Raw genomic sequence first — 19,669 nt, forward strand, 5'->3', positions numbered from 1 at the left:
GGTGGATCACGTGCGGCTGTAATTCGGTCCGGTGGTCTGGCGGTAGCGCGAGGTCATCGCGCCACCGCCGGCCGAATTCGTGGGTCCGTCCATCGCTTCCATATTAGTGGTGTCGTTGTAGTAGTCGTTGCGTGCCGCACGGTCGGTGTCGTAGCCGGTGCTGTTCCAGTGGTCGACCACGGCGGGCACGTGTTCGTAGGTCACCTGGCCCTGCGGGATGAGCTGACCGTTGCGGTCCCGCCAGGTCAGCTGGTCGCGTGGGATCGGGTTGTTGGCGGCGTCGACCGGGCGCCCGGTCTGCTGGTTGATGCCCTCGTCCGTCCAGTGGCGGATCATGTGCTCGTGGGTCGGCTGCCGGTAGCCGCTCGGGTACTCGGTCCTGCGGGTGTGGGTGTTGGGCACCGCGTTCGGGTTGGCCATGAACTGGCCGTTGGGCGCCCGCAGCATCAGGCCCAGCGGGTCGCAGGCCACCAGCGGGTTGGGGGCGTAGCCGTAGGCGTCCGGCGCGGGGGCCAGGCCCAGCGGGTCGGTCGTCAGGTAGCGGGCGGCCACCGGGTCGTAGTAGCGGTGCACGTTGTAGTGCAGCCGGGACTCGGGGTCGAAGTACTGGCCGGGGAAACGCAGCGGGGTGTCGGTGACCTGCCGGTCCGCGCTGACCGGCACGCCCCAGATGGTGCTGCGCTGCTGCCAGGCCGTCGAACCGTCGGGTGCGAGCAGCTCGGTGGGGGTGCCGACCAGGTCGGTGACGATCGCGAAGAACCGCCGGTCGACCTCGGCCTGGTCGTCGGCGCCGGTGGCCAGCTGCTCGCTCTGCGCGATCGGGTGCAGGCCGTGGTAGTCCCAGCTCAGCGTGTACGGCCCCGGCAGCTGCGGGCTGTGCGCGGTCTGCTCGATCAGCGTCCAGTCGTCCCAGCCGAACTCGGTCCACTGCAGGACCGTCAACTCGGCGTCGGGGCCTTCGGAGGCGCCCGTGACATCCGCGTCGTCCGGGGCGCCCGCGTCGTCCGGGGCGTCCGGGGCGCCCGCGTCGACCGAGGCGTTCGGGGCGTTGGGGCGGACCGTGCCGCCCGTGCTGATCAGCTGCTGCTTGGTGATGCGCCGGCCGAGCGGGTCGTAGCGGTAGCGCCAGTGCGCGCCGTCGGGAGTGACGACCTCGGTCAGCCGGTCCTCGGCGTCCCAGGTGTAGCGCCAGCTCCTGGTCCGGCCGGAGAGGGTGCGGATCCGGCGGCCGGTGACCCGGCCGGCCTCGTCGTAGCGGAAGTCGACTCGGCCCGCCGAGCGCAACCGGGAGCCGTGGTAGGCGCGTTCGCCCTGGGCTGCGCCCTCCCCGCGGCCGGGCCAGGCGGCCTCGGCGAGGTGCCCCGCCCGGTCGTAGACGTAGCTCTCGGTCCAGTCGGCGGCGCGCACGGCGGTCACCCGGCCGGCCTGGTCGAGCTCGTAGCCGGTGTGCGCGCTGGTGCCGTCCGGGGCCTGGTCGGTGATGCCGGTCAGGCTGCCGCCGGGGCCGTAGCTGTAGGCGCGGTGCAGCAGCGGGGTGCCGCCGGCGGCGGTGGTGCGACCGGTCAGCCGGCCGAGCGCGTCCCAGCCGAAGCCGAACGCCAGCTGCCCGCCGAAGCTGCGGCCGGTCTCGCGGCCCAGCAGGTCGTGCTCGAAGTCGATCCGGTGGCCGGCCGAGGTGAGCGAGGTCGGGTTGTCGGCCGCGTCGTAGGTCCACTCGCTGACGGTGCCGGCCGCGGTGCGGCGGCTGGTCCGGCGGCCCAGCACGTCGTAGCCGAAGCTGACGGTCCGCCCGTCGACGGTCTCGGCGAGCAGCCGGCCCACCGGGTCGTAGCGGCGGGTCAGTTCGCAGTCCGCGGTGCGGGCCGCGACCAGCCGGCCCGCCAGGTCGTAGTCGTAGTTGGTGGTCCGCCCGTCGTCGGCGGTTCTGGCGACCACCCGGCCGAGCACGTCGTACCCGAAGTCCAGGCTCTGCCCCGCGCCGTTCTCCCGGTGCAGCACCTGGTTCGCCGCGTCGTAGCCGTAGCTGACGGTGCGACCGTCGAAGTCCTGCTCGGCGGTCACCCGGCCCGCCTCGTCGTGCTGGTAACGCCAGCTCTGCCCCTGCGGGTTGAGTACCTCGGTGAGGCGCAGCAGGCGGTCGTGGGTGAACCGGTGGCGGGCGCCGTCCGGGTCGGTGCGGGTCGTCAGCAGGTGGAAGTGGGTGTACTCCATGCTGGTGACGGCGCCGTCGGCGGCGGTGTGGGTGAGGTTGTTGCCCTCGGCGTCGTAGGTCCACGACTCGGTGCCGGCGTCGGGCAGGGTGCGCGAGAGCGGCCGGCCCTCCACCGACCAGGTGGTCCTGGTGGTCCGGCCGAGCGGGTCGGTGGCGCTGGTCACCCGGCCGAAGGCGTCGCGCTGGTAGGTGCTGCGGGCGCCGAGCGGGTCGACCGCCTCGGTCAGCAGGCCGGCCGGGTCGTAGCCGAACCGGGAGACCCGGCCGAGCGCGTCGGTGAGTTCGGTCAGCCGACCGGCCTCGTCGTAGTGGTAGCGGGTGGTGACGCCGGCCCGGTCGGTCAGCGCGGTGCGGTTGCCGCGCTCGTCGTAGGCCTGCTGCCAGGTCAGGCCCTCGGGAGTGCGGATCTCCACCGGCTGGTGCAGCTCGTTGTAGGCGATCCGCAGCGTGCTGCCGTCCGGGCGGTCGACCCCCACCACGTCGCCCCGCTCGTCGCGGGTCAGCCGGGTGCTGTGGCCGAGTTCGTCGGTGTAGCGCAGCAGGCGGCCGTAACGGTCGTGCTGGACCCGGACGCTGTGGCCGAGCTGGTCGGTGATCCGGGTCAGGTGGTGGTGCTCGTCGTAGTGGTACGCGGTGCGGCCGCCGTGGCTGTCGGTGACGGTGTTGACCCGGTTCGCCGGGTCGTAGTCGATGCCGACGCTCAGCGCGCCGGACGGGCCGTGGCCCTGCCGCACCCGCCCGTCCTCGTCGTACTCGTAGGAGTAGCGGTGGCCGTTGCGGTCGGTCCAGGCGGTTACCCGGTCCTGGCCGTCGTAGTCGTAGACCAGCGGCAGGCCCGAGGAGTTGACGACGTCGGTCAGCCGGCCGCGGGCGTCGTAGTCGAAGCCGACGACGGTGGTGCCGAGCCCGCCGTTGCTGCCGTCCAGCAGCCGCAGCTCCTCGATCCGCGGGCCGGCGGCGGTGCGCAGCAGGCCGACGGCCACCCGTCGGCCGCTGCTGTGGCGCAGCTCGACGGGCAGCCGGGCCTCGTCGTGGACGATGTCGAGCCGGTGGCCGTTGCGCTCGGTCAGGGCGGCCAGCGGGCGGGTGGCGAACCCCGGGACGGCGGGGAAGTGGCGGGTCCAGCCGGTCTCCGGGTCGTGGATCCGGATGGTGTCCTCGGCGTGGTCCCAGGTCAGCGGCCAGCGGGCGCCCTCCTCGGGCAGGACCTGCCGGCCCGGCCCGGTCGGCACCGGGTAGTGCAGCAACTGGCCGTCGTCGCCGGCGTAGTGGATGCCCTGGTGGTCGACCTGCACGCGCTGGGTGAGGGTGCTGGACCAGCCCGGGCCGAACAGGGTGCCCATCCGGTAGCCGGAGGCGTAGGCGCGGCGCAGCAGGATCGGCAGCAGGCCGGGGATGTCCAGGTCGGTCTCGGAGGTGATCATCTGACCGGAGACCAGGTCGACCGGGTCGGTGCCGCCGGTCTCGGTGCCCTCGTTGCCGTCGGAGCGCTGGCCGCCGCGCCGGCCGTCGCCGTTGAGGTTCGGGCCCTCCACCTTGCCGGGCTCGCCGTCGCCCTTGCCGGGGCCGCTGTTGCCCTTGCCGCTGTTGCCCTCGGGGGGCTTGCCGCCGCCGGAGGGGTGCTCGTCGGGGTGCGGGTCGCGCACCGAGCCCGCGCCCGGCTCGCCCTTCCCGGTCCGGCCGAGGCCGTCGACCAGCTTGGACTCGTTCTTGGCCGTGTGCTCGGCGACCTTGGTGGCGTTCTGCTCGGTGTCCTTCAGGATCTTCTTGTAGGACCCCGCGAAGTCCTCGGCCAAGCTCTTCGTGGTCTTCTTGGCCGCGTCCTCCAACGCGTGCGCGATCTGCCCCTTCACCGGATCCCCTCCCTGCACACCCCCGTGCTGACTGCGTGTCACCCCCACGCTAGCAAGGCCGCTCACCTGTGCGAGAGCCGGAGCCGGTGTGGCCGTGGTGATCCCCGGGGCGCCGGCGGTGCCGCCACCTGGACGGAGCCCGCACGTTCCCGGTTCGCCGAACAGGCCGCCCGCCCCGTGCGGACCCCGGTCAGGGTCCCAGTCTGCTGCCGCCCCGTGCGCCTGACCCAGCCGGGCGCCGGTCACGCCCTAGCGTGGTTCCGAAACCGTCCAGGCGGACCGCCGCCTTGATCCGTTCCTACGGAGGCACTGTGACCACCACCGCCCTCGCCGAGCTCACCGGGGACTACGTCCTCGACCCCGTCCACACGCGGATCGGCTTCGTCGCCCGCCACGCCATGGTGACCAAGGTCCGCGGTGCGTTCGGGCGTTTCGAGGGAACCGCCCATCTGGACGGTGCCGATCCGGCCCGCTCCACGGTCCAGGTGGTGATCAAGGCCGAGAGCATCGACACCGGCGTCGAGCAGCGCGACCAGCACCTGCGGGCGAACGATTTCCTGGACGCGCCCACCTTCCCCGACATCACGTTCCGCAGCACCTCGGTCGAGCCGCGCTCCGACACCGAGTACCGCGTCACCGGTGACCTGACCATCAAGGGCACCACCCGCCCGGTCGGCATCGACTTCGAGTACACGGGCAACGCGGTCGACCCCTACGGCAACCGGCGGGTCGGCCTGGAGGGATCGGTGACCATCTCCCGCAAGGACTTCGGCGTGACCTGGAACGCGGCCCTGGAAGGCGGCGGTGTGCTGGTCGGCGACAAGGTCGTCCTGGAGTTCGACATCTCCGCGATCAAGCAGGACTGAAGGCCGTCCCGTCACTGCTGTCAGGATCTGCGGTGGCCGGTCACCACGTCAGGGGCACGGCCGAAGCCTTCGGCCGTGCCCCTGACGGCTCATGACCCATCAGGGCCGGTCCGTGCGGTGATTCCAGGGAACAGCGCGCCGATCGACCGACCGAATGATTCGATTGCCGTCGAAGGAACCGGCGAAGGGGGCGTGCTCGTGATCCGGATCCGCCTGGGAGCTCAGGGCCTGGGAGGCGTCAGGTTCGCGGTCTCGCCCGTGCACTCCGCCAAGGCCCTGAGCCCGGCCACCGTCTCCCACCACCTGCAACTCCTCCACCGTGCCGGACTCGTGACCCGCACCCGACGGTCCCGGCACGTGCTCTACCAGCGGCTCGGGGGAGCAGGGTCCGGTGGCGGCGGCTAAGGGCTGTCCCCGCAACGATCCAGGAGCGGAAGCGCTCCGCCCGTGTGCCGAGCCCGTGTGCGGGCCGCAAGCCGAGCACCGTGCCGCGGCGCGGAGGCGCCGGCGCGGTGCGCCCGGGGCGCTCCCGGTCGCCGATGCCGCAGGACCGAGCCACTCTTGTCGTGGCCTACTGGCGGAGAATCGGGCCATGCGCATTCTGATCATCACCGCCGGTTCGCGAGGAGACGTCGCGCCCTTCACCGGCCTGGGGCGCCGCCTGCTGGACGCGGGCCATCAGGTCGCCGTGGCCGCCCACCCGTCCTTCGCCACCCTCGTCGGCGGATGCGGTCTCGACTACCGGTCCGTGCCGGGGGACCCGCAGGGGTTGATCCGGGACTGGGCCCGGGCGGCGTCGCGGGAGGAGGCCCAGGCGCTGACGAGGGCGTACGCGGACGGGCTCGCCGATGGAGTGGCGCAGGCGGTGGCGGGCGGAGCCGACCTGCTGCTCACGGCTTTCGGTCCGGCGCCGCTCAGCCGGACGGTCGGCGAGGCGCTCGGTGTCCCCGTCATCGGCACCTACCTCGCACCGTCGTTCGCCACCAGTCAGTTCCCGCTGCCCAACGCACGGAACACCGACGGCCTCGGGCCGCAGGGCAACCTCGCCGCGGGCCGGGACGTGGTGAGGCGCGCGGAGGGGGTATTCGCCGGCGCGGTGACCCGGTTGCGTGCCCGCCTCGGGCTGGCCGCCGGCGCGTCGTCGGCGCCGGTGGACGTCCGGCCGGTCTTCCACGGCTTCAGCCCGTTGGTGGTGCCGCGCCCCGAGGACTGGCCGTCCTGGGTAGAAGTGGTGGGCTACTGGTGGCCCGTGCGGCCGCAGGGCTGGCAACCCCCGGCCGAACTGGTCGACTTCCTGCAGGCCGGTCCGCCCCCGGTGTTCATCGGGTTCGGCAGTATGGCGGTGGGACAGGGCGAACGGCTCAGTGAGCTGGTGACCGCGGCGGTGGAGCGGGCAGGCGTGCGCGCGGTGGTGCAGGCCGGGTGGGCCGATCTGAGCGGCCGCGGCGACGACGTCCTGGCCGTCGGCGACGTCCCGCACGACTGGCTGTTCCCACGCGCCGCCGCCGTCGTCCACCACGCCGGGGCGGGCACCACCGCGGCCGGGCTGCGGGCCGGGGTACCCGCCGTGCCCGTGCCCGTCATGGCCGACCAGCCGTTCTGGGCGTCCCGGCTGCACCAGCTGGGAGTGGCCCCCCGACCCTTGCCGTTCCAGGACCTCACCGCCGACACCCTCGGCGACGCGATCACCGCCTGCCTGTCCGAGCCCGCCCACCGCCACCGCGCGGCCGAACTCGCGCGCGGGATCGCCGCCGAGGACGGCACCGCCTCGCTGCTCGCCCACATCGGCTCACAGGGCGCCGGGTGAACCCGAGCTCACCCGGCGGCGAACGCCGTTGAGGAAGACCCGCTGCCCGGTGTCGACGCGGCTGGTGTCGCTGTGGGCGGGCTCGGTCTTCATCCCGCCCGTCCGCACCTTGTGAACAGGCTGCCGGGGCGGGTGGCACGAGCGGTGCGCCGCCCCTCGAATGGCTCCATTGAGTAGTCCTCCCGGCACGGTGAGTGTTCTCGTGGTGTGTGGGCCGCACGGCCCGTCGGACATGACAGCGGCCGGGCCCAGCGCCCTGCGGCGTCGAGTGCTCTGCGCGGCGGTGTCCGCGCGTGCGCCTGGCACCACTTTCGGCAGCCTGTCCGGCCTCTGCGCACCGGTTCCCGCGTGCACCGGCGCCCCACGCCGACCCACCCGCATGCGAACGCAGCCCACGGGGTGCGACGGCGGGTGCTGTCACCGCCAACGGAAAGATGGATCATGTCGCTTCCCCGCTCGCCCCGCCTGCCGGTCCATGCCCGTCGCGTCGAGCGGCCGATGGCCGGGATGGGAGTTCTGGCCCTGCTCGCCGCTGCCGGCCTCGCCGGACTCACCCCCGGCGTGAGCTCGGCCTCCAGTCACCGCGAGGCGCCGCTGATCTCGGGCGACCCACGCGCGGACAACACGGACGTGTACGCCTTCACGAGCCCCGACAAGCCGGACACGGTGACGCTGGTGGCGAACTGGATCCCGTTCGAGGAGCCCAACGGCGGCCCGAACTTCTACCCGTTCGCGGACGACGCGCACTACAACATCAAGATCGACAGTGACGGTGACGGCAAGCCCGACACCACCTACACGTGGACGTTCACCAACCACTACAAGGACGACGCGAACCAGTTCCTGTACAACACCGGGGTGGTGAACAACCTCACCGACCCGACCCTGAACTTCACCCAGACGTACACCCTCACCGTCACCAAGGCGGACGGGTCGACCAGGACACTGCTCAAGGACGTGCCCGCGGCCCCGTCCAACGTCGGCAAGGCCTCGATGCCCGACTACGAGCGGCTGCGCAAGCAGGCCACCCTGGACGTGCCCGGCGGTGGGCAGACCTACGCCGGCCAGGCCTCGGACCCGTTCTTCCTCGACCTGCGGGTCTTCGACCTGCTGTACGGCGGGAACCTCAAGGAGTCCGGTCACAACACGCTGGCCGGGTACAACGTCAACACCATCGCGCTGCAGGTGCCCAAGGCAGACCTGGCACTGAAGGGCGACGCGACGCGCAACCCGGTGATCGGCATCTGGTCCACCACCGACCGCAAGGGCGCGGTCGTCGCCGACTCGCGCACCAACGGCGGCGACAAGGGCGGTGAGGGCAAGGGCGGCGAAGGGGTCAAGGACAAGGGCGGCGAGGCCGGCTGGCGGCAGGTCTCGCGCCTGGGCAACCCGCTGGTCAACGAGGTCGTCGTCCCGCTGAAGTACAAGGACGCCTTCAACGCGTTGCCCCCGGTGGACGACCACACCGTGACCCCGGTGGTCAACGCGGTCAAGGACCCGATCGTCCCCAAGCTCGTCCAGAGCATCTACGGCATCCCCGCCCCCGCCACCCCCCGCAACGACCTGGTGGAGATCTTCCTGACCGGGATCTCCAAGAACTCCGGCGGCCCGATCCAGGCCGACCTCAACTCCCAACTGCTGAACGCCGACGTCAGCAAGGCCTCCCCTCCGAGGAACTGCGCCTCAACATGGCGGTACCGGTCACCGCGCAGCCCAACCGGCTCGGTGTCCTGGCCGGAGACTTCCAGGGCTACCCCAACGGTCGCCGGCTCAACGACGACGTCGTCGACATCGAGCTGCAGGCCCTCGAGGGTGCGGCCCAGACCGGGCAGATCGTGCCCGGCCTCGCCGCCGGTGACGGCGTCAACGCCCCCTACCGCCAGCCGAGCGGGTCCTTCCCGTACGTGGCGCTGCCCAGCACCCTGGCCGTGAACCAGGCCGACTCCCTGCACCCGGGCGGCGGCGTCGAGGCCGGTCTCGGTGGCCTGGCCAAGGCCGGCAGCACGCCGATCGCGGCCGGCGACAGGGTGAGCGGCGGGGTCCTGCTGACCGGCGCCGCCGTCGTCGTGCTGCGCCGCCGGCGCGCCGCGCGGTAATGGTCCCTGCCACCGGCCGTGCCCGAAGGGTCCGGCTCGGGGCAGCGGTGTCGCTGACCGTGGGGCTGGCGCTCGGCGCCACCGGCACGATGGGACTCCTGCACCACCGTGTCGTACCGGCGGCACCGACGGCGAACATCGGCACTCTGCCCGGCACGCCACGCACCGCGGCCGACACGGACCCCACCACCGTGAAGGCCGACCCGGACACCGCGCCGGGAACACGTCATGCTCCGCCGGTGCGGCTCCGGATACCGCGCATCGGCGTGGACACCGCCTTGGAGGACCTCGTGGTCGCCGACGACGGCCATCTCACCGCACCCGTGGACCCCGACCGGGCCGGCTGGTGGGCCCAGGGACCGGCCCCGGGCAGCCCCGGCGCCGCGATACTCGCCGGCCACGTCGACTCCCGCACCGGACCGGCGGTCTTCGCCGGCCTGTCCGCCCTGCACCCGGGCGACGGCATCGAGGTCGACGAATCCGACGGCGCCACCGCCACCTTCACCGTCCAGGCGCTGCGCAGCTATGCCAAGGACGACTTCCCCAACGACGTCGTCTACGGCTCCGACGCGAGCGGTGCGCCCGGCCTGCGGCTGATCACCTGCGGCGGCACCTACGACCACCAGCAGCACGAGTACCTCTCCAACCTGGTCGTCTTCGCCGAACCGGCCGCCGCCGCCAAGGAAGGGTCCCCGCAGGTCTCGCCCGCCGACCACGGCACCCTGTCACCCCGCACCCCCTGAACCCGAACCGCATCGAGCACGGAGCACCTCGTGACACCAAGCATCACCCCGGGCGCCTCGCGCGGGCGCCGGCTGTTGCTCACCGCGTCGGCCGGCGCCCTCGGCGTCGGGCTGTTCCTGGTCGGCGCCCTGGGACTGACCCCCCGGGAGAGCCCCGGGGGGTCGGACCCGAACGCCGCGCCGGTCGGTGCACCGGCGGGACTGCGCGAGGCCGGAAGTTCCGCCGACGCGCTGGCCACCGACATCGCGGGCCTGCAGCAGCACCTGCGCGAGAAGCCCGGGGACGCACCCGCGCTGGGCACCCTGGGGCTGGACTACGTCCAGCAGGCCAAGGCCACCGTCGACCCCACCTACTACCCCAAGGCCGAGGCCGTCCTCACCCGGTCCCTGCAGATCGAGGCGACGGAGAACTTCACCGCGATGGCCGGGATGGCCGCACTCGAAGCCGCCCGGCACAACTTCGCCGCCGCCCTGGACTGGTCCCAGAAAGCCATCGCGATCAACCCCGACAACGCCACGCTGTACGGGATCCTCGCCGACGCCTACACCCAACTCGGCCGCTACCCGGAGTCGTTCGACGCCGTGCAGCACATGGTCGACCTGCGTCCCGGCACCCCCTCGCTGACCCGCGCCTCCTACGCCTGGGAACTGCGCGGCGACACCGCCGCCGCCACCGAGGACATGCAGCGCGCCCTGAACGACGCCGCCACCCCCGCCGACCGGGCCTTCACCCGCTACCACCTCGCCCAGCTCGCCCTCGACCAAGGCGACGCGAAGAGCGCCCTGACCCAGAGCAACGCAGGGCTTGCCGCCGCGCCGGTCTCCGCCGACCTGCTGGAGGGCCGCGCCAAGGCCGAGGCCGCCCTCGGCCACACCGACGCGGCCGTCGTCGACTTCACCAGCGCCGTCGCGAAGGTCCCCCAGCCCTCCTACGTCCTGGAACTGGGGGAACTCCTGCAGTCCCTGGGCCGCACGAAGGACGCCGAGCAGCAGTACCGGGTCTTCCGCGGCGAGGAGAAACTCCTCACCGACAACGGCGTCGCGCTCGACTCCGACGCCACCCTCTTCGAAGCCGACCACGGCAACCCCGACCAGGCCGTCACCCTGGCCGAACAGGGCCTGCGCACCCGCCCGTTCCTGGACATGCACGACGCCTACGCCTGGGCCCTGCACGCAGCCGGCCGCGACGCCGAAGCACTGGAGCAGTCCCGCCAGGCCACCGCCCTGGGCATGCGCAACGCCCTCTTCCACTACCACCAGGGCATGATCGAGAAGTCCCTGGGCCACCGGGACGCGGCACGCACCGAACTCCAGCAGGCCCTGAGCATCAACGAGCACTTCAGCCCCCTCGCCGCCCCGCTCATGCACGCTGCCCTGACCGAACTCGGCGCGCCGTAGCGCGGGGCACGTCCCCGGACGGCGGTGATCCGATCGACCAGGGCGGCGCCGCGCCACTCACTTCGGCAGATCGGCAGATCGGCAGATCGGCAGATCGGCGGAGAGGAAGGGAGCAAGGAGCGCGAACAAGGCGTCGGGGCGGTCGAGGGGGATGATGTGGCCACAGTCCTGGAGGTGGTGTCCGACCAGGTCATCGGCGATGGGACGGAGTTGGCGTTCGAGCCCGGTGCCGACGGGGTGAGAGCCGATGGCCATGGTGGGCATGGTCAGCCGCGCCGTCGCGACGGCGTCCTGGATCTGCTGCGCGCTGGTGGGCAGGGCCCGGTAGTAGGAGAACGCGCAGCGAAGGGCCTCGCCCCCGGTGTACGCGTGAACGAAGGCCGCACGGACGTCGTCGGGTACTCCTCGCCCGAGCGTCCCCGAGTCGAGGAACCAGTCGATGTACGGGGCCTCGTTGCCGGCCAGGACGGTCTCAGCGAGGCCGGGGACGGCGTGGAAGCCGAACCACCACGGGGCGCCGCCCGCGACGACGTCCTCGGCTCCGGACAGGCGGCCGAGCAGCGCCTCCATCACGACCAGGCGCCGGACGAGGCCGGGCCGGCGCAGCGCGAGCAGGACTGCGGGGGCGGCGCCCGCGTCGATGCCGACCACCGCTGCCGAGGGCTCGCCGAGTGCGTCGAGCAGCCCTTCGACGTCGGCGGCCAGGGTGCCCGCGTCGTAACCCTCGACGGCACGTTCACTGGCACCGAAGCCTCGCAGGTCCGGGGCGATGACCCGGTACCGTCCGGCCAGTCGGCCCATGATGCCGCTCCAGAGTTGCCAGGTGTGCGGGAAGCCGTGCAGCAGGAGAACTGCGGGTCCCTCCCCGGCGACTGCGACGTTGAGTCGGACGCCGTTCGTCGCGATGCGGCGCAGGTGGTGTGCGGTGGGCGCGGGCATGACGGCTCCTCCGGATGGTTACCATTGGTGACCACAGAACGATAGGTAACTGTCCGACTGCTTCCTAGACGGCACTCTCAGGGAAGGTGGTGAGCCACAGGTGACCACCCGAGGAGCCCGGGGCGCCGGTGGTGGGGTACGCGGCGATCTGTTCGATCCCCACTGCCCGACGCGGCAGTTGCTGGACCGCATCGGTACGAAGTGGACGTCCATGGCCGTCAAGACGCTCGCCGATGCCACACCGGACGAGGTGCGCTTCGCAGAGCTGAGACGCCGGATGCCCGGCGTCTCACAGAAGATGCTGTCCGTGACGCTGCGAAGCCTGACCCGCGACGGGTTGGTGTCGCGTCGGGTCGAACCGACCGTGCCGCCGCGGGTCTTCTACCGACTCACCGGACTCGGGCTGTCCCTGGAAGCCGCGCTCGCGGGGCTGCGGACCTGGGCGGAGGAGCACATGGCCGAGATCGACCGTGCCAACGAAGCCGTCGACCAGGAGGTCGATGAGGGATAGGCAGGCCGGTTCCGCGCTCAGTACCGGGACCCCATCAGCTCCTGGTGGGCCTGGTGCTGCTCGTCCTCGCGGGCGGCCTGGCGCTGGTCGCGGGCGGCCCGGTGGTCGGGGTTGTCCAGCGCCGCGAGCGGGCACTGCGGCGGCCGGCGGGTACCCGGCGCGGGTCGGGCGGGCGTTACTGCCGGGCGACGGGCGGGCTCATGTGGACCTCGTCGCCGCAGATGGTGACCTGCGCCGGCCTGCCGCGCTGGTCCACCACCGGAACACGCACCGTGGTGCCGTCGCCGGGAGCGGCCACGTCGGCGGCACCGGCCGTGACGGACACACAGGCGCCGCTGTCGGGGCCCTTGCCGTTCAGCTCGGAGTAGCTCAGGGCGATCACTGCTCCCTTGCCCGCCTCCAGCGTGACCGCGGCAGGGCGGCCTTTCCCGACCCCGACGGCCTGCGGCCCCTTGCCCACGTGGAACTCGAGTTTCGGGTATCCGACCAGGGTGCAGCTGAGGGAACCGGCGTTGACGGCCACGAGTTCGGCGTTCGCCGGGTCCCTGACGCCGGTGGCCGGATCGGTGATGCGGGTGAGCGTCCACCTCAGGTTCTGCGTCGTGCACGCGGCGGCAGGAGCACTCTCGGGGACCGTCGGTGACGCGGTCTTGGTTGCGGTCGCGGAAGGAGCCACAGTCGTGGCCCCGGCCGGAGCCGCGGACCGACCCGCCGCCGGTGCGACGGAGACCGGTGTTGCGGACGCCGGTGTTGGGGACGCCGGTGTTGCGGACGGCGGAGCGGACGCACCGGCCTTGGGCCCCTGGGCGGCGGGGTCGGCACCGCAGGCCGTCAGGCCGAGCCCGGCCACGAGCGTGGATACGGAGACCGTCAACAGAAGACGTGAGCGCATGGATCCCCCCGGATCGTCAGGACAGCCGACCAGACTCCCGCCCTGCCAGGCTGTGCGTTCTCCAGGGTGAAGACACGGGAACGGCTCGGCCGGTTGCCGTGGGATGAGAACTGTCTGAGACCGCGCTTGGGATCTGCCGTCGGACCTGACTGACGAGCAGTGGGCGCTGGTGGAGCCGCTGCTCCCGTCGGCGCGGGTCGGGCCGAGGGCGGGCGGCGGCAGGAGCATCCACGGCGGCGGATCCTGGACCCGATCTCCCACGTCGTGCGGACCGGGTGCCCGTGGCGTCAGCTGCCCCAGGTGGGCTGTCGAGCGCACGCTGTCGTGGATCACCGCCCACCGGCGTCTCGCCCGGGACTACGAGGCCAACCCGGCCCACTTTGAGACCATGATCCGCTGGGGGATGATCGGCATCATCCTGCGGCGGCTCACTCGCGGTGGGCCGGCGTCACGGCCCGGCCCACGGCCTCTGGCGCGGGCGGCGGTGTGAGGTGCAGCAGTCCGGTGTCAGTCTGCGACGTCGTCGAAGAGCGCGGCCTCCATGGCGAGCAGGTCCTGGCGACGGAGTTGCGGCACAGTCCAGTCTGCGCTCTGCGCATGGGCGACGAACCGGGGTTCGAGAGCGACATGATGGTGCTCGACGTAGTGGGCAAGGTCGGAGTACCAAAGCCATCGGCCATCGGTCAGCAGGCAGAGCCCACCGATGACGGTCCTGTCGGGGCTGAGGACATCATGCGTGAGACCAGCCGTTGCGGCCAGAACCACACCGCTGTGAAGGTACTGGATCAGCTCACGAGCATGAGCCGGCTCCCTGACGCCCGCGGCGGCCCGAAGCGATGGCCCGTCCGGCCTGCCGTGCCCGAGTTCTCTGAAGTCGCCGACCATCGGGACCTTCTCATCGCTCATCGGCCGAGCGTAGAGGACCCTGCGGAGCCTGATCCACAGAGATCTCCACCGCGGTGTCAGGTGTGGTTCAGGGCGGTGCGACAGGATCGGCAGGCGTGGGTGGAGCGGTTGCCGTAGCGGTGGATCGGGGCACCGCACAGGCCGCAGGGCCCGATTTCCCAGATCGGGCAGCCGAATCGGGTGGCCGCCGCCTGGCGCTGGGTGGCGGTGGCGTCCAGGGTGGGGGAGACCGTGGGGAAGGCGAACAGGGACCGCGGGGCGCGGGCGAAGGTGTGCAGCCCGGTGGCGTCCGGGTGGTCTCGGCGGGTTCGGGTGTCGTTGCGGGTGTGGGTCTGCTCGCCGTAGCGGCAGGTGGGGTCGATGTCCTCACCGGTGAAGGCGATCTCTTCCTCGTCCGGGTCGGTGGTGTCCTCCGGGTCGGTGGTGGACTCGGGTGGGCCGACGATGTCCCACCACCGGTCCCGGTCGGTGACGGGCACCCACAGGTGGGCGACCGCGCGCCGGTCGCCGGCGGCGCGTGTGCGCAACGGGACGAACTCGCCGTCGGCGCTGGCCACGACCAGGCGGTCCACCTCGGTGGGCGGCTTCTTCGGAAGGCACAGGGTCGGCAGGAACCAGCCGGAGTGGAAGTGGCCGCAGGCGCTGCCGGTGGTCGGGCAAGGGCGTTCGCTCGTGGGCAGGCACTTCCAGATCTGGAGGTGGCGGATTCCACCGCGGATGAACATGGCCAGGCGGGAGGCGATGTCGCGTGAGGAGAAGTCGTCCACCCGTACCCATGGGGTCCGGTCGATCAGCGCGGCCTTCTCGCTGTCGGTGACCCACAGCGGTGTGATGGCGTGCTCGGCGGCCTTGCGCGAGCGGCGGCGAACGGTCTCGCCGGTGATCGGTGAGTACTGGGCCTCCCAGCCGATCCGCCGACCGCCGGCCCCGGTGACCAGAACGTCGGTGATGATGCGGCCGTCCGTCGAGCGTGCTTCGACCTGTGCGCTCAGGCCGTGCCGCTCCGCGCAGCGGGCGATCCGTTCCTTCATCGCCCGGTGGCGCGCGCTCTCTTCGGGGGTGGCCTTGTGGGTGACGGGCAGGTGGGAGGCGACGAGGATCAGTCGGCCGTTCCTGCGCCGGGCACTGACGAACATCCAGGGGGACTTGTCCGCGTGCTGGGAGCGGCAGATCCTGCTGGCATGGTGGTCGAGGCATTCCAGCAGGCCGCGGTCGCGCTCGTCGACCGGTCGCAGGATCTCCTCCAGCAGGCCGGGGTGCCCGGGGTGGCCGAGGTCGGGGAGGGTGAGGTTGATCGTGATGCCGTATCCGGTGTGGAACACGCCATTCGCCATCCGACCAGCGTAAGCACGGGCGGTGACAAGTGGACCGGCAGGGAGATGGACAACTTCCTTGATTCGCAAGCTGGTTCCGGATTGCTGCCTGGTGAGACACAGCTGCCGATCCGTTGGTGTCGGCATGAGTCGGCGCTGCCTGCCCGCCCGGATCGCAGGGCCCGGTGCGGCGATGCGACCCGCCCGCGGAGCGCAACTCTGCTTCGGCGGTCGGCTCGTGCGGCTACTCGGAGGTCAGCGACGCTGGTCGACCGCCTTCGGAGGCATTGGCCGGACGGCGGCAGCGCGCACCGGGACTTGGGTCAGGTGAGGTCCCCGGCATGCCGACCCGGGAGCTCGGGTCGCCCGATCAGGGCGTCGATCCCGAGATGCTCCAGCAGCAGGGCTTCAGGTTGCGGCGGTCGATGAGGTCCAGACGTGGGTCGTTGCGCTGGACGATGTCGTGACTGGCCTTCCCCTTTCCAACTTCCGGAGGCTGGTCGACCAGCGGCTCAAGCTCGGCAAGGCGGGTTCGCTTCACCGCTGTTGATGAACTCTGCGCGGGCCCTCATGGTCGTGATCACGGGGTTCAGCGCGGGGCTGCGGCGGCTGTGGGCTGGTCGGTGTCGCCGTGCCAGGTGGGCCAGCCGAGCAGACGGGGGCGTTCGGTGACCCAGGCGCGGGTGTCGGTGCCGATCTCGGCGCTGATCAGGTCTTCGAGCAGGGTGTTGTAGCGGGCGACGAGGTCGCGGTGGGCGGGGTCGGCGGCGAGGTTGCGGGTCTCGCCGGGATCCGTCACGCGGTCGTAGAGGACGACGTCGTTCTGGGCGTACAGCGCCTCGGTCCCGGTGGGACGGTTGGGGTTGAGCGGCGAGAAGTAGCGGCCGAAGGTGTGGCGGCTGTCGGTGTAGCCGCGCAGGAACCCGCGTTTGGTCCAGTCCGGGCGCAGATCGCCGGACTGGATCCGCTCGGCTGCCTCGGGGTCGGCGAACTCGAACCAGAAGCCGGCGTCCAGGGCCGTGACCGACTCCACCGCGGTCAGTACGCCGTCGCGGACGGTGCCGCCGTCGAGAGCGGGGCGCAGCGAGCGGCCCTTGAGGCCGGGATGGCGGGTGGCGGTCTCGGCCGGGTCGACTCCCGCGAACTCCAGCAGGGTCGGGGCCAGGTCGACGGCGGAGGCGAGGGCCTCGGTGCGCACGCCGGCGGGGAAGTCGGGGTGGCTGAGGATCAACGGGACGTGGAAGTTCTCGTCGTAGACCAGGCCGCCCTTCTGTCGCAGACCGTGGGAGCCGGCCATCTCCCCGTGGTCGGAGGTGAAGACCACCACGGTGTGGTCGGCCTGTCCGGAGGCCTCCAGGGCGTCGAGGACCAGGTCGATGCTGCGGTCCACGTCACGGATCGCGTTGAGGTAGAAGTTGAGGCCGTCGTACCAGTGCCGGTCGTCGGCGACCGGGCCGAAGACGACGTCGAGCATCCGTGCGAACTCGGCCACTGCCGGGGCCGCGCCGGAGAGGTCGTCGTGCAGGGTGGCGGGCAGGTCGAAGTCCCAGCGGCGTCGGTACACGGGGATGTCGGCGGCCGCCCTGGCCACGACGGCGTGGGCGAGGCCGAACGGGAGTTGCACCTGGGAGGAGCCGCCGTAGTCGAAGCTCATGATGTCGTGCGGGTTGACGAAGTTGACCGCCATGAACCAGGGCTGGTCCGGTGCCACCACCGGGGCCCGGTTGCGCAGCCACTTGACGGCCTGCCCGGCGATGACGGGGTCGATCCTGAGCCCGGCCCAGGCGCCTCCGTCGATGTCGCCCCAGTCGTTGAACTCGCTGAACCCGTACGGCTCCAGGGCGTTCGTGCTGGGTCCTGGGCGCTGCGGGGTGAGGTAGGCGTTGGAGAGGTGCCACTTGCCCTGGTAGGTGCAGTAGTAGCCGGCCTCGCGGAGCATCGTGCCGAGCGTGCCCAGTCGGGGGTCGAGCGGGCGGATGTACGGCATGTTGTCGTTGTCGTAGATCTCGGTGATCGGCAGATGCTGCCCGGTGTAGAGGACGGATCGGGCGGAGCTGCACATCGCGGAGGCGGTGTAGTACCGCTCGAAGGTGGTGCCTCGCGCGGCCATCCGCTCCCGGGCGGGCAACGAGAAGCCCTGCGGACGAGGCAACACCGCGCGTTCCTCGTCGGTGACGATCATCAGGATGTTCGGACGACGTGTCATGGCCACCAGTCCTTCGAGGCGATCGACGCGTACGCGCGCGTGGCGCAGGAGTTGGCACGTGCGCGCGGAATGGTGCGTTTCGGCCGAATCTAGGACTGCGGGGGCGCAAAGCACGTGAGGACGCGGCCGACCGGGGCCGACCGGGTGAGCCAGGCCGACCACGACGCAACTGCGACGCAACGGACTGGCGGAGTTTGCGGACCGGGTCGGCGGTGCCGCGGCCGTGCGGCCGCTGCGGTCGGGCTCTCCCGAAGGCCGCGGTAGGAGCAACCGACCGCTCGTGCCGACGGAGTTGGCGGCTTCATGATCGTTTCAGGCTGGGTGGTCCACATCCGGCACCCGCGACGGTGATCCACTCGACGGAGTTGCAGCCGGCACCGGTTGTGGACGACAGGGTGGCCGGTCCTGGAAGTGTCGGCCGCAGCCGGGGAGTTCCGCGGCAGGCGCTCTCGGGGCCGTGCACTCAGCCCGGGCTCGATGCGAGTCGGCGACTGTGTTCCTCCCAGGCGACGGACAGGCGGTCGACAGCGGACTCGAGGGTTTTGGGGGACTCCGCGAAGGAGAGCCGCAGACCGCTCGAGTGGCGGCCGTCGACGCAGGAGGTGGCACCGGAGGCGACGATGACGCCGTAGCGGGTGGCCAGGTGGGTGAAGGTCTCGCTGTCGGCGACCGGGAGGGTCACCCACATCGAGAGGCCGGCCTGCGGACTCTGGGTCTGCCAGGCGGGCAACTGCTGGGTGAGGTGCGTCAGCAGCAGGTCGCGTCGCGCACGCAGGGCCTGGCGCAGGCTCTGCTGCCAGGCTGCGTCGGCGGCGTGCAGCAGTCGGGTCGCGAGGAGCTGGGAGGGGACGCTGGGGGCGAGGTCGTTCGCCGAGCGCAGCCGAAGGAGGTAACGGTGCAGGGGCTCCGGTGCGCGCAGCCAGCCGATCCGTAGGCCGGCCCAGAACATCTTGGACAGGGAGCCGACGGTGACCACGGAGGCGTCGTCGGCCGCCAGCGGGGCGGGAGCGGCCTGACCGGGCTCCAGGTCCAGCTGGAGGCCGGCCTGGGTCAGGTCCTCCACCACGAGCGCGCGGTGACGGCGGGCCGACTGGAGGAGTGTGTGCCGGCGCGACCCGCACAGGACGGCACCGGTCGGGCTGTGGGCCGCGGGGTCGACGTAGATCACCGGGGCGTGGGCCTGCGCGGCCGCCCGTTCCAGGGCCTGCGTCTCCACCCCGAGCGGGTCCACGGGGACGGTGACCAGACGGCCCTGCCGGCCCGCGATGGCGCCGGCGAGCCCCGGGTAGGTCGGGCATCCGGTGATCACCGGCCGACCGGGGGAGATGACGGCGAGGGAGAGCAGTGACAGCGCGTGCTGGGCGCCCGAGGTCACGATGAGCTGGTCCGCCGTGGTCGGCAGGCCGAGATGGTCGGTCAGATGGCGTGCCAGTGCTGCGCGCAGGTCGGGCAGGCCGGCCGGGTCCAGCCCGTGGCCGGCGAGGTCCGACATGCGGAGCGGTTCGTGGATCGGTGGCAGGTGGTCGGTTCCGGGGGGAACCGACAGGGAGATGTCGATCATGTCGCCGGCGCCGGCCAACCGCCGGTGCAGCAGGGCCGAGGTCGGGTTCTCGGTCGGGGTGTGGGTCCAGGCCGGCCTCGGACGGACGAAGGTGCCGGCCCCCTGACGGCGCTCGACCCATCCGGCCTGGGCGAGTTCGTCGTAGCCGCGCACCGTCGTGCCGCGGCTGACTCCCAGCGCGTCGGCGAGCGGGCGCTCGGCGGGCAGCCGGTCCCCGGCGCCGACGAGCCCGCGCTCCACCGCGTCGGCGAGAGCGGCGGCGATCCGCCGGTACCTGGGGCCCGTGCGGCGCTGCCAGCCGTCCAGGGCGATCCGCACCCACCAATCCAGATCCTGGTCCATTCGCTCAGATTGGCACTGTCCGGC

The 19,669-nt window shown here is 72.0% G+C and carries 13 protein-coding genes and 2 pseudogenes; 8 read left to right on the forward strand and 7 right to left on the reverse strand.

From position 1 onward, the window contains the following. Window positions 1-6: 6 nt before the first annotated feature. The gene (locus tag ABD323_RS13505) at window positions 7-4,065 is read right to left on the reverse strand and encodes a DUF6531 domain-containing protein (RefSeq protein WP_344441707.1); all 4,059 of its coding nucleotides are present in this window, start codon (window positions 4,063-4,065) and stop codon (window positions 7-9) included. 311 nt (window positions 4,066-4,376) lie between these two features. Between ABD323_RS13505 and ABD323_RS13510 the strand changes: the two genes are divergently transcribed. The 6 genes and pseudogenes from ABD323_RS13510 to ABD323_RS13535 all read left to right on the forward strand — a co-directional run bounded on the left by ABD323_RS13510 (window position 4,377) and on the right by ABD323_RS13535 (window position 10,975). Beyond that, complete coding sequence (locus ABD323_RS13510) at window positions 4,377-4,931, forward strand: YceI family protein (RefSeq protein ID WP_344441708.1); 555 nt, start codon at window positions 4,377-4,379, stop codon at window positions 4,929-4,931. A gap of 198 nt (window positions 4,932-5,129) precedes the next feature. Next, window positions 5,130-5,336, forward strand: coding sequence for an ArsR/SmtB family transcription factor (locus ABD323_RS13515; protein ID WP_344441709.1), 207 nt, complete (start codon window positions 5,130-5,132; stop codon window positions 5,334-5,336). A gap of 187 nt (window positions 5,337-5,523) precedes the next feature. Continuing rightward, entirely contained in the window at window positions 5,524-6,738 is a 1,215-nt protein-coding gene (locus tag ABD323_RS13520; protein WP_344441710.1) for a glycosyltransferase, read from the forward strand. Window positions 6,739-7,179: 441 nt separating this feature from the next. Beyond that, window positions 7,180-8,834: pseudogene (locus tag ABD323_RS13525) on the forward strand (DUF4331 domain-containing protein). A 47-nt stretch (window positions 8,835-8,881) separates the two neighbouring features. Further along, complete coding sequence (locus tag ABD323_RS13530; protein ID WP_344441711.1) at window positions 8,882-9,577, forward strand: class F sortase; 696 nt, start codon at window positions 8,882-8,884, stop codon at window positions 9,575-9,577. A 30-nt stretch (window positions 9,578-9,607) separates the two neighbouring features. After that, window positions 9,608-10,975, forward strand: coding sequence for a tetratricopeptide repeat protein (locus ABD323_RS13535; protein ID WP_344441713.1), 1,368 nt, complete (start codon window positions 9,608-9,610; stop codon window positions 10,973-10,975). Window positions 10,976-11,032: 57 nt separating this feature from the next. Here ABD323_RS13535 and ABD323_RS13540 read toward each other — a convergent pair whose 3' ends face one another. Next, window positions 11,033-11,914, reverse strand: a complete 882-nt coding sequence (locus tag ABD323_RS13540) for an alpha/beta fold hydrolase (protein ID WP_344441714.1) — start codon at window positions 11,912-11,914, stop codon at window positions 11,033-11,035. Between the two features lie 100 nt (window positions 11,915-12,014). On the opposite strand from ABD323_RS13540, the gene ABD323_RS13545 reads away from it, so the two are divergent. Beyond that, a complete protein-coding gene (locus ABD323_RS13545) occupies window positions 12,015-12,425 on the forward strand; it encodes a winged helix-turn-helix transcriptional regulator (RefSeq protein ID WP_344441715.1) in 411 nt (136 codons plus the stop codon). A 175-nt stretch (window positions 12,426-12,600) separates the two neighbouring features. On the opposite strand, the gene ABD323_RS13550 is transcribed toward ABD323_RS13545, so the two are convergent. Then, on the reverse strand, window positions 12,601-13,101 hold the full coding sequence (locus ABD323_RS13550; protein ID WP_344441717.1) for a DUF4232 domain-containing protein: 501 nt from the start codon (window positions 13,099-13,101) through the stop codon (window positions 12,601-12,603). A 349-nt stretch (window positions 13,102-13,450) separates the two neighbouring features. Here ABD323_RS13550 and ABD323_RS13555 point away from each other — a divergent pair. Then, window positions 13,451-13,614, forward strand: a pseudogene (locus ABD323_RS13555) (transposase); the annotation flags it as partial. A gap of 210 nt (window positions 13,615-13,824) precedes the next feature. On the opposite strand, the gene ABD323_RS13565 reads toward ABD323_RS13555, so the two are convergent. The 4 genes from ABD323_RS13565 to ABD323_RS13580 all read right to left on the reverse strand — a co-directional run bounded on the left by ABD323_RS13565 (window position 13,825) and on the right by ABD323_RS13580 (window position 19,645). After that, the gene (locus ABD323_RS13565; protein WP_344441718.1) at window positions 13,825-14,223 is read right to left on the reverse strand and encodes a hypothetical protein; all 399 of its coding nucleotides are present in this window, start codon (window positions 14,221-14,223) and stop codon (window positions 13,825-13,827) included. Window positions 14,224-14,279: 56 nt separating this feature from the next. Then, window positions 14,280-15,557, reverse strand: a complete 1,278-nt coding sequence (locus ABD323_RS13570) for a competence protein CoiA family protein (RefSeq protein WP_344441720.1) — start codon at window positions 15,555-15,557, stop codon at window positions 14,280-14,282. Window positions 15,558-16,125: 568 nt separating this feature from the next. Further along, entirely contained in the window at window positions 16,126-17,742 is a 1,617-nt protein-coding gene (locus tag ABD323_RS13575) for a sulfatase family protein (RefSeq protein WP_344441721.1), read from the reverse strand. Window positions 17,743-18,205: 463 nt separating this feature from the next. Beyond that, on the reverse strand, window positions 18,206-19,645 hold the full coding sequence (locus ABD323_RS13580; protein ID WP_344441722.1) for an aminotransferase-like domain-containing protein: 1,440 nt from the start codon (window positions 19,643-19,645) through the stop codon (window positions 18,206-18,208). Window positions 19,646-19,669 lie beyond the last annotated feature (24 nt).

Origin of the sequence: Kitasatospora nipponensis (assembly GCF_039528135.1) — a bacterium.
Classification (GTDB): Bacteria; Actinomycetota; Actinomycetes; order Streptomycetales; family Streptomycetaceae; genus Kitasatospora; species Kitasatospora nipponensis.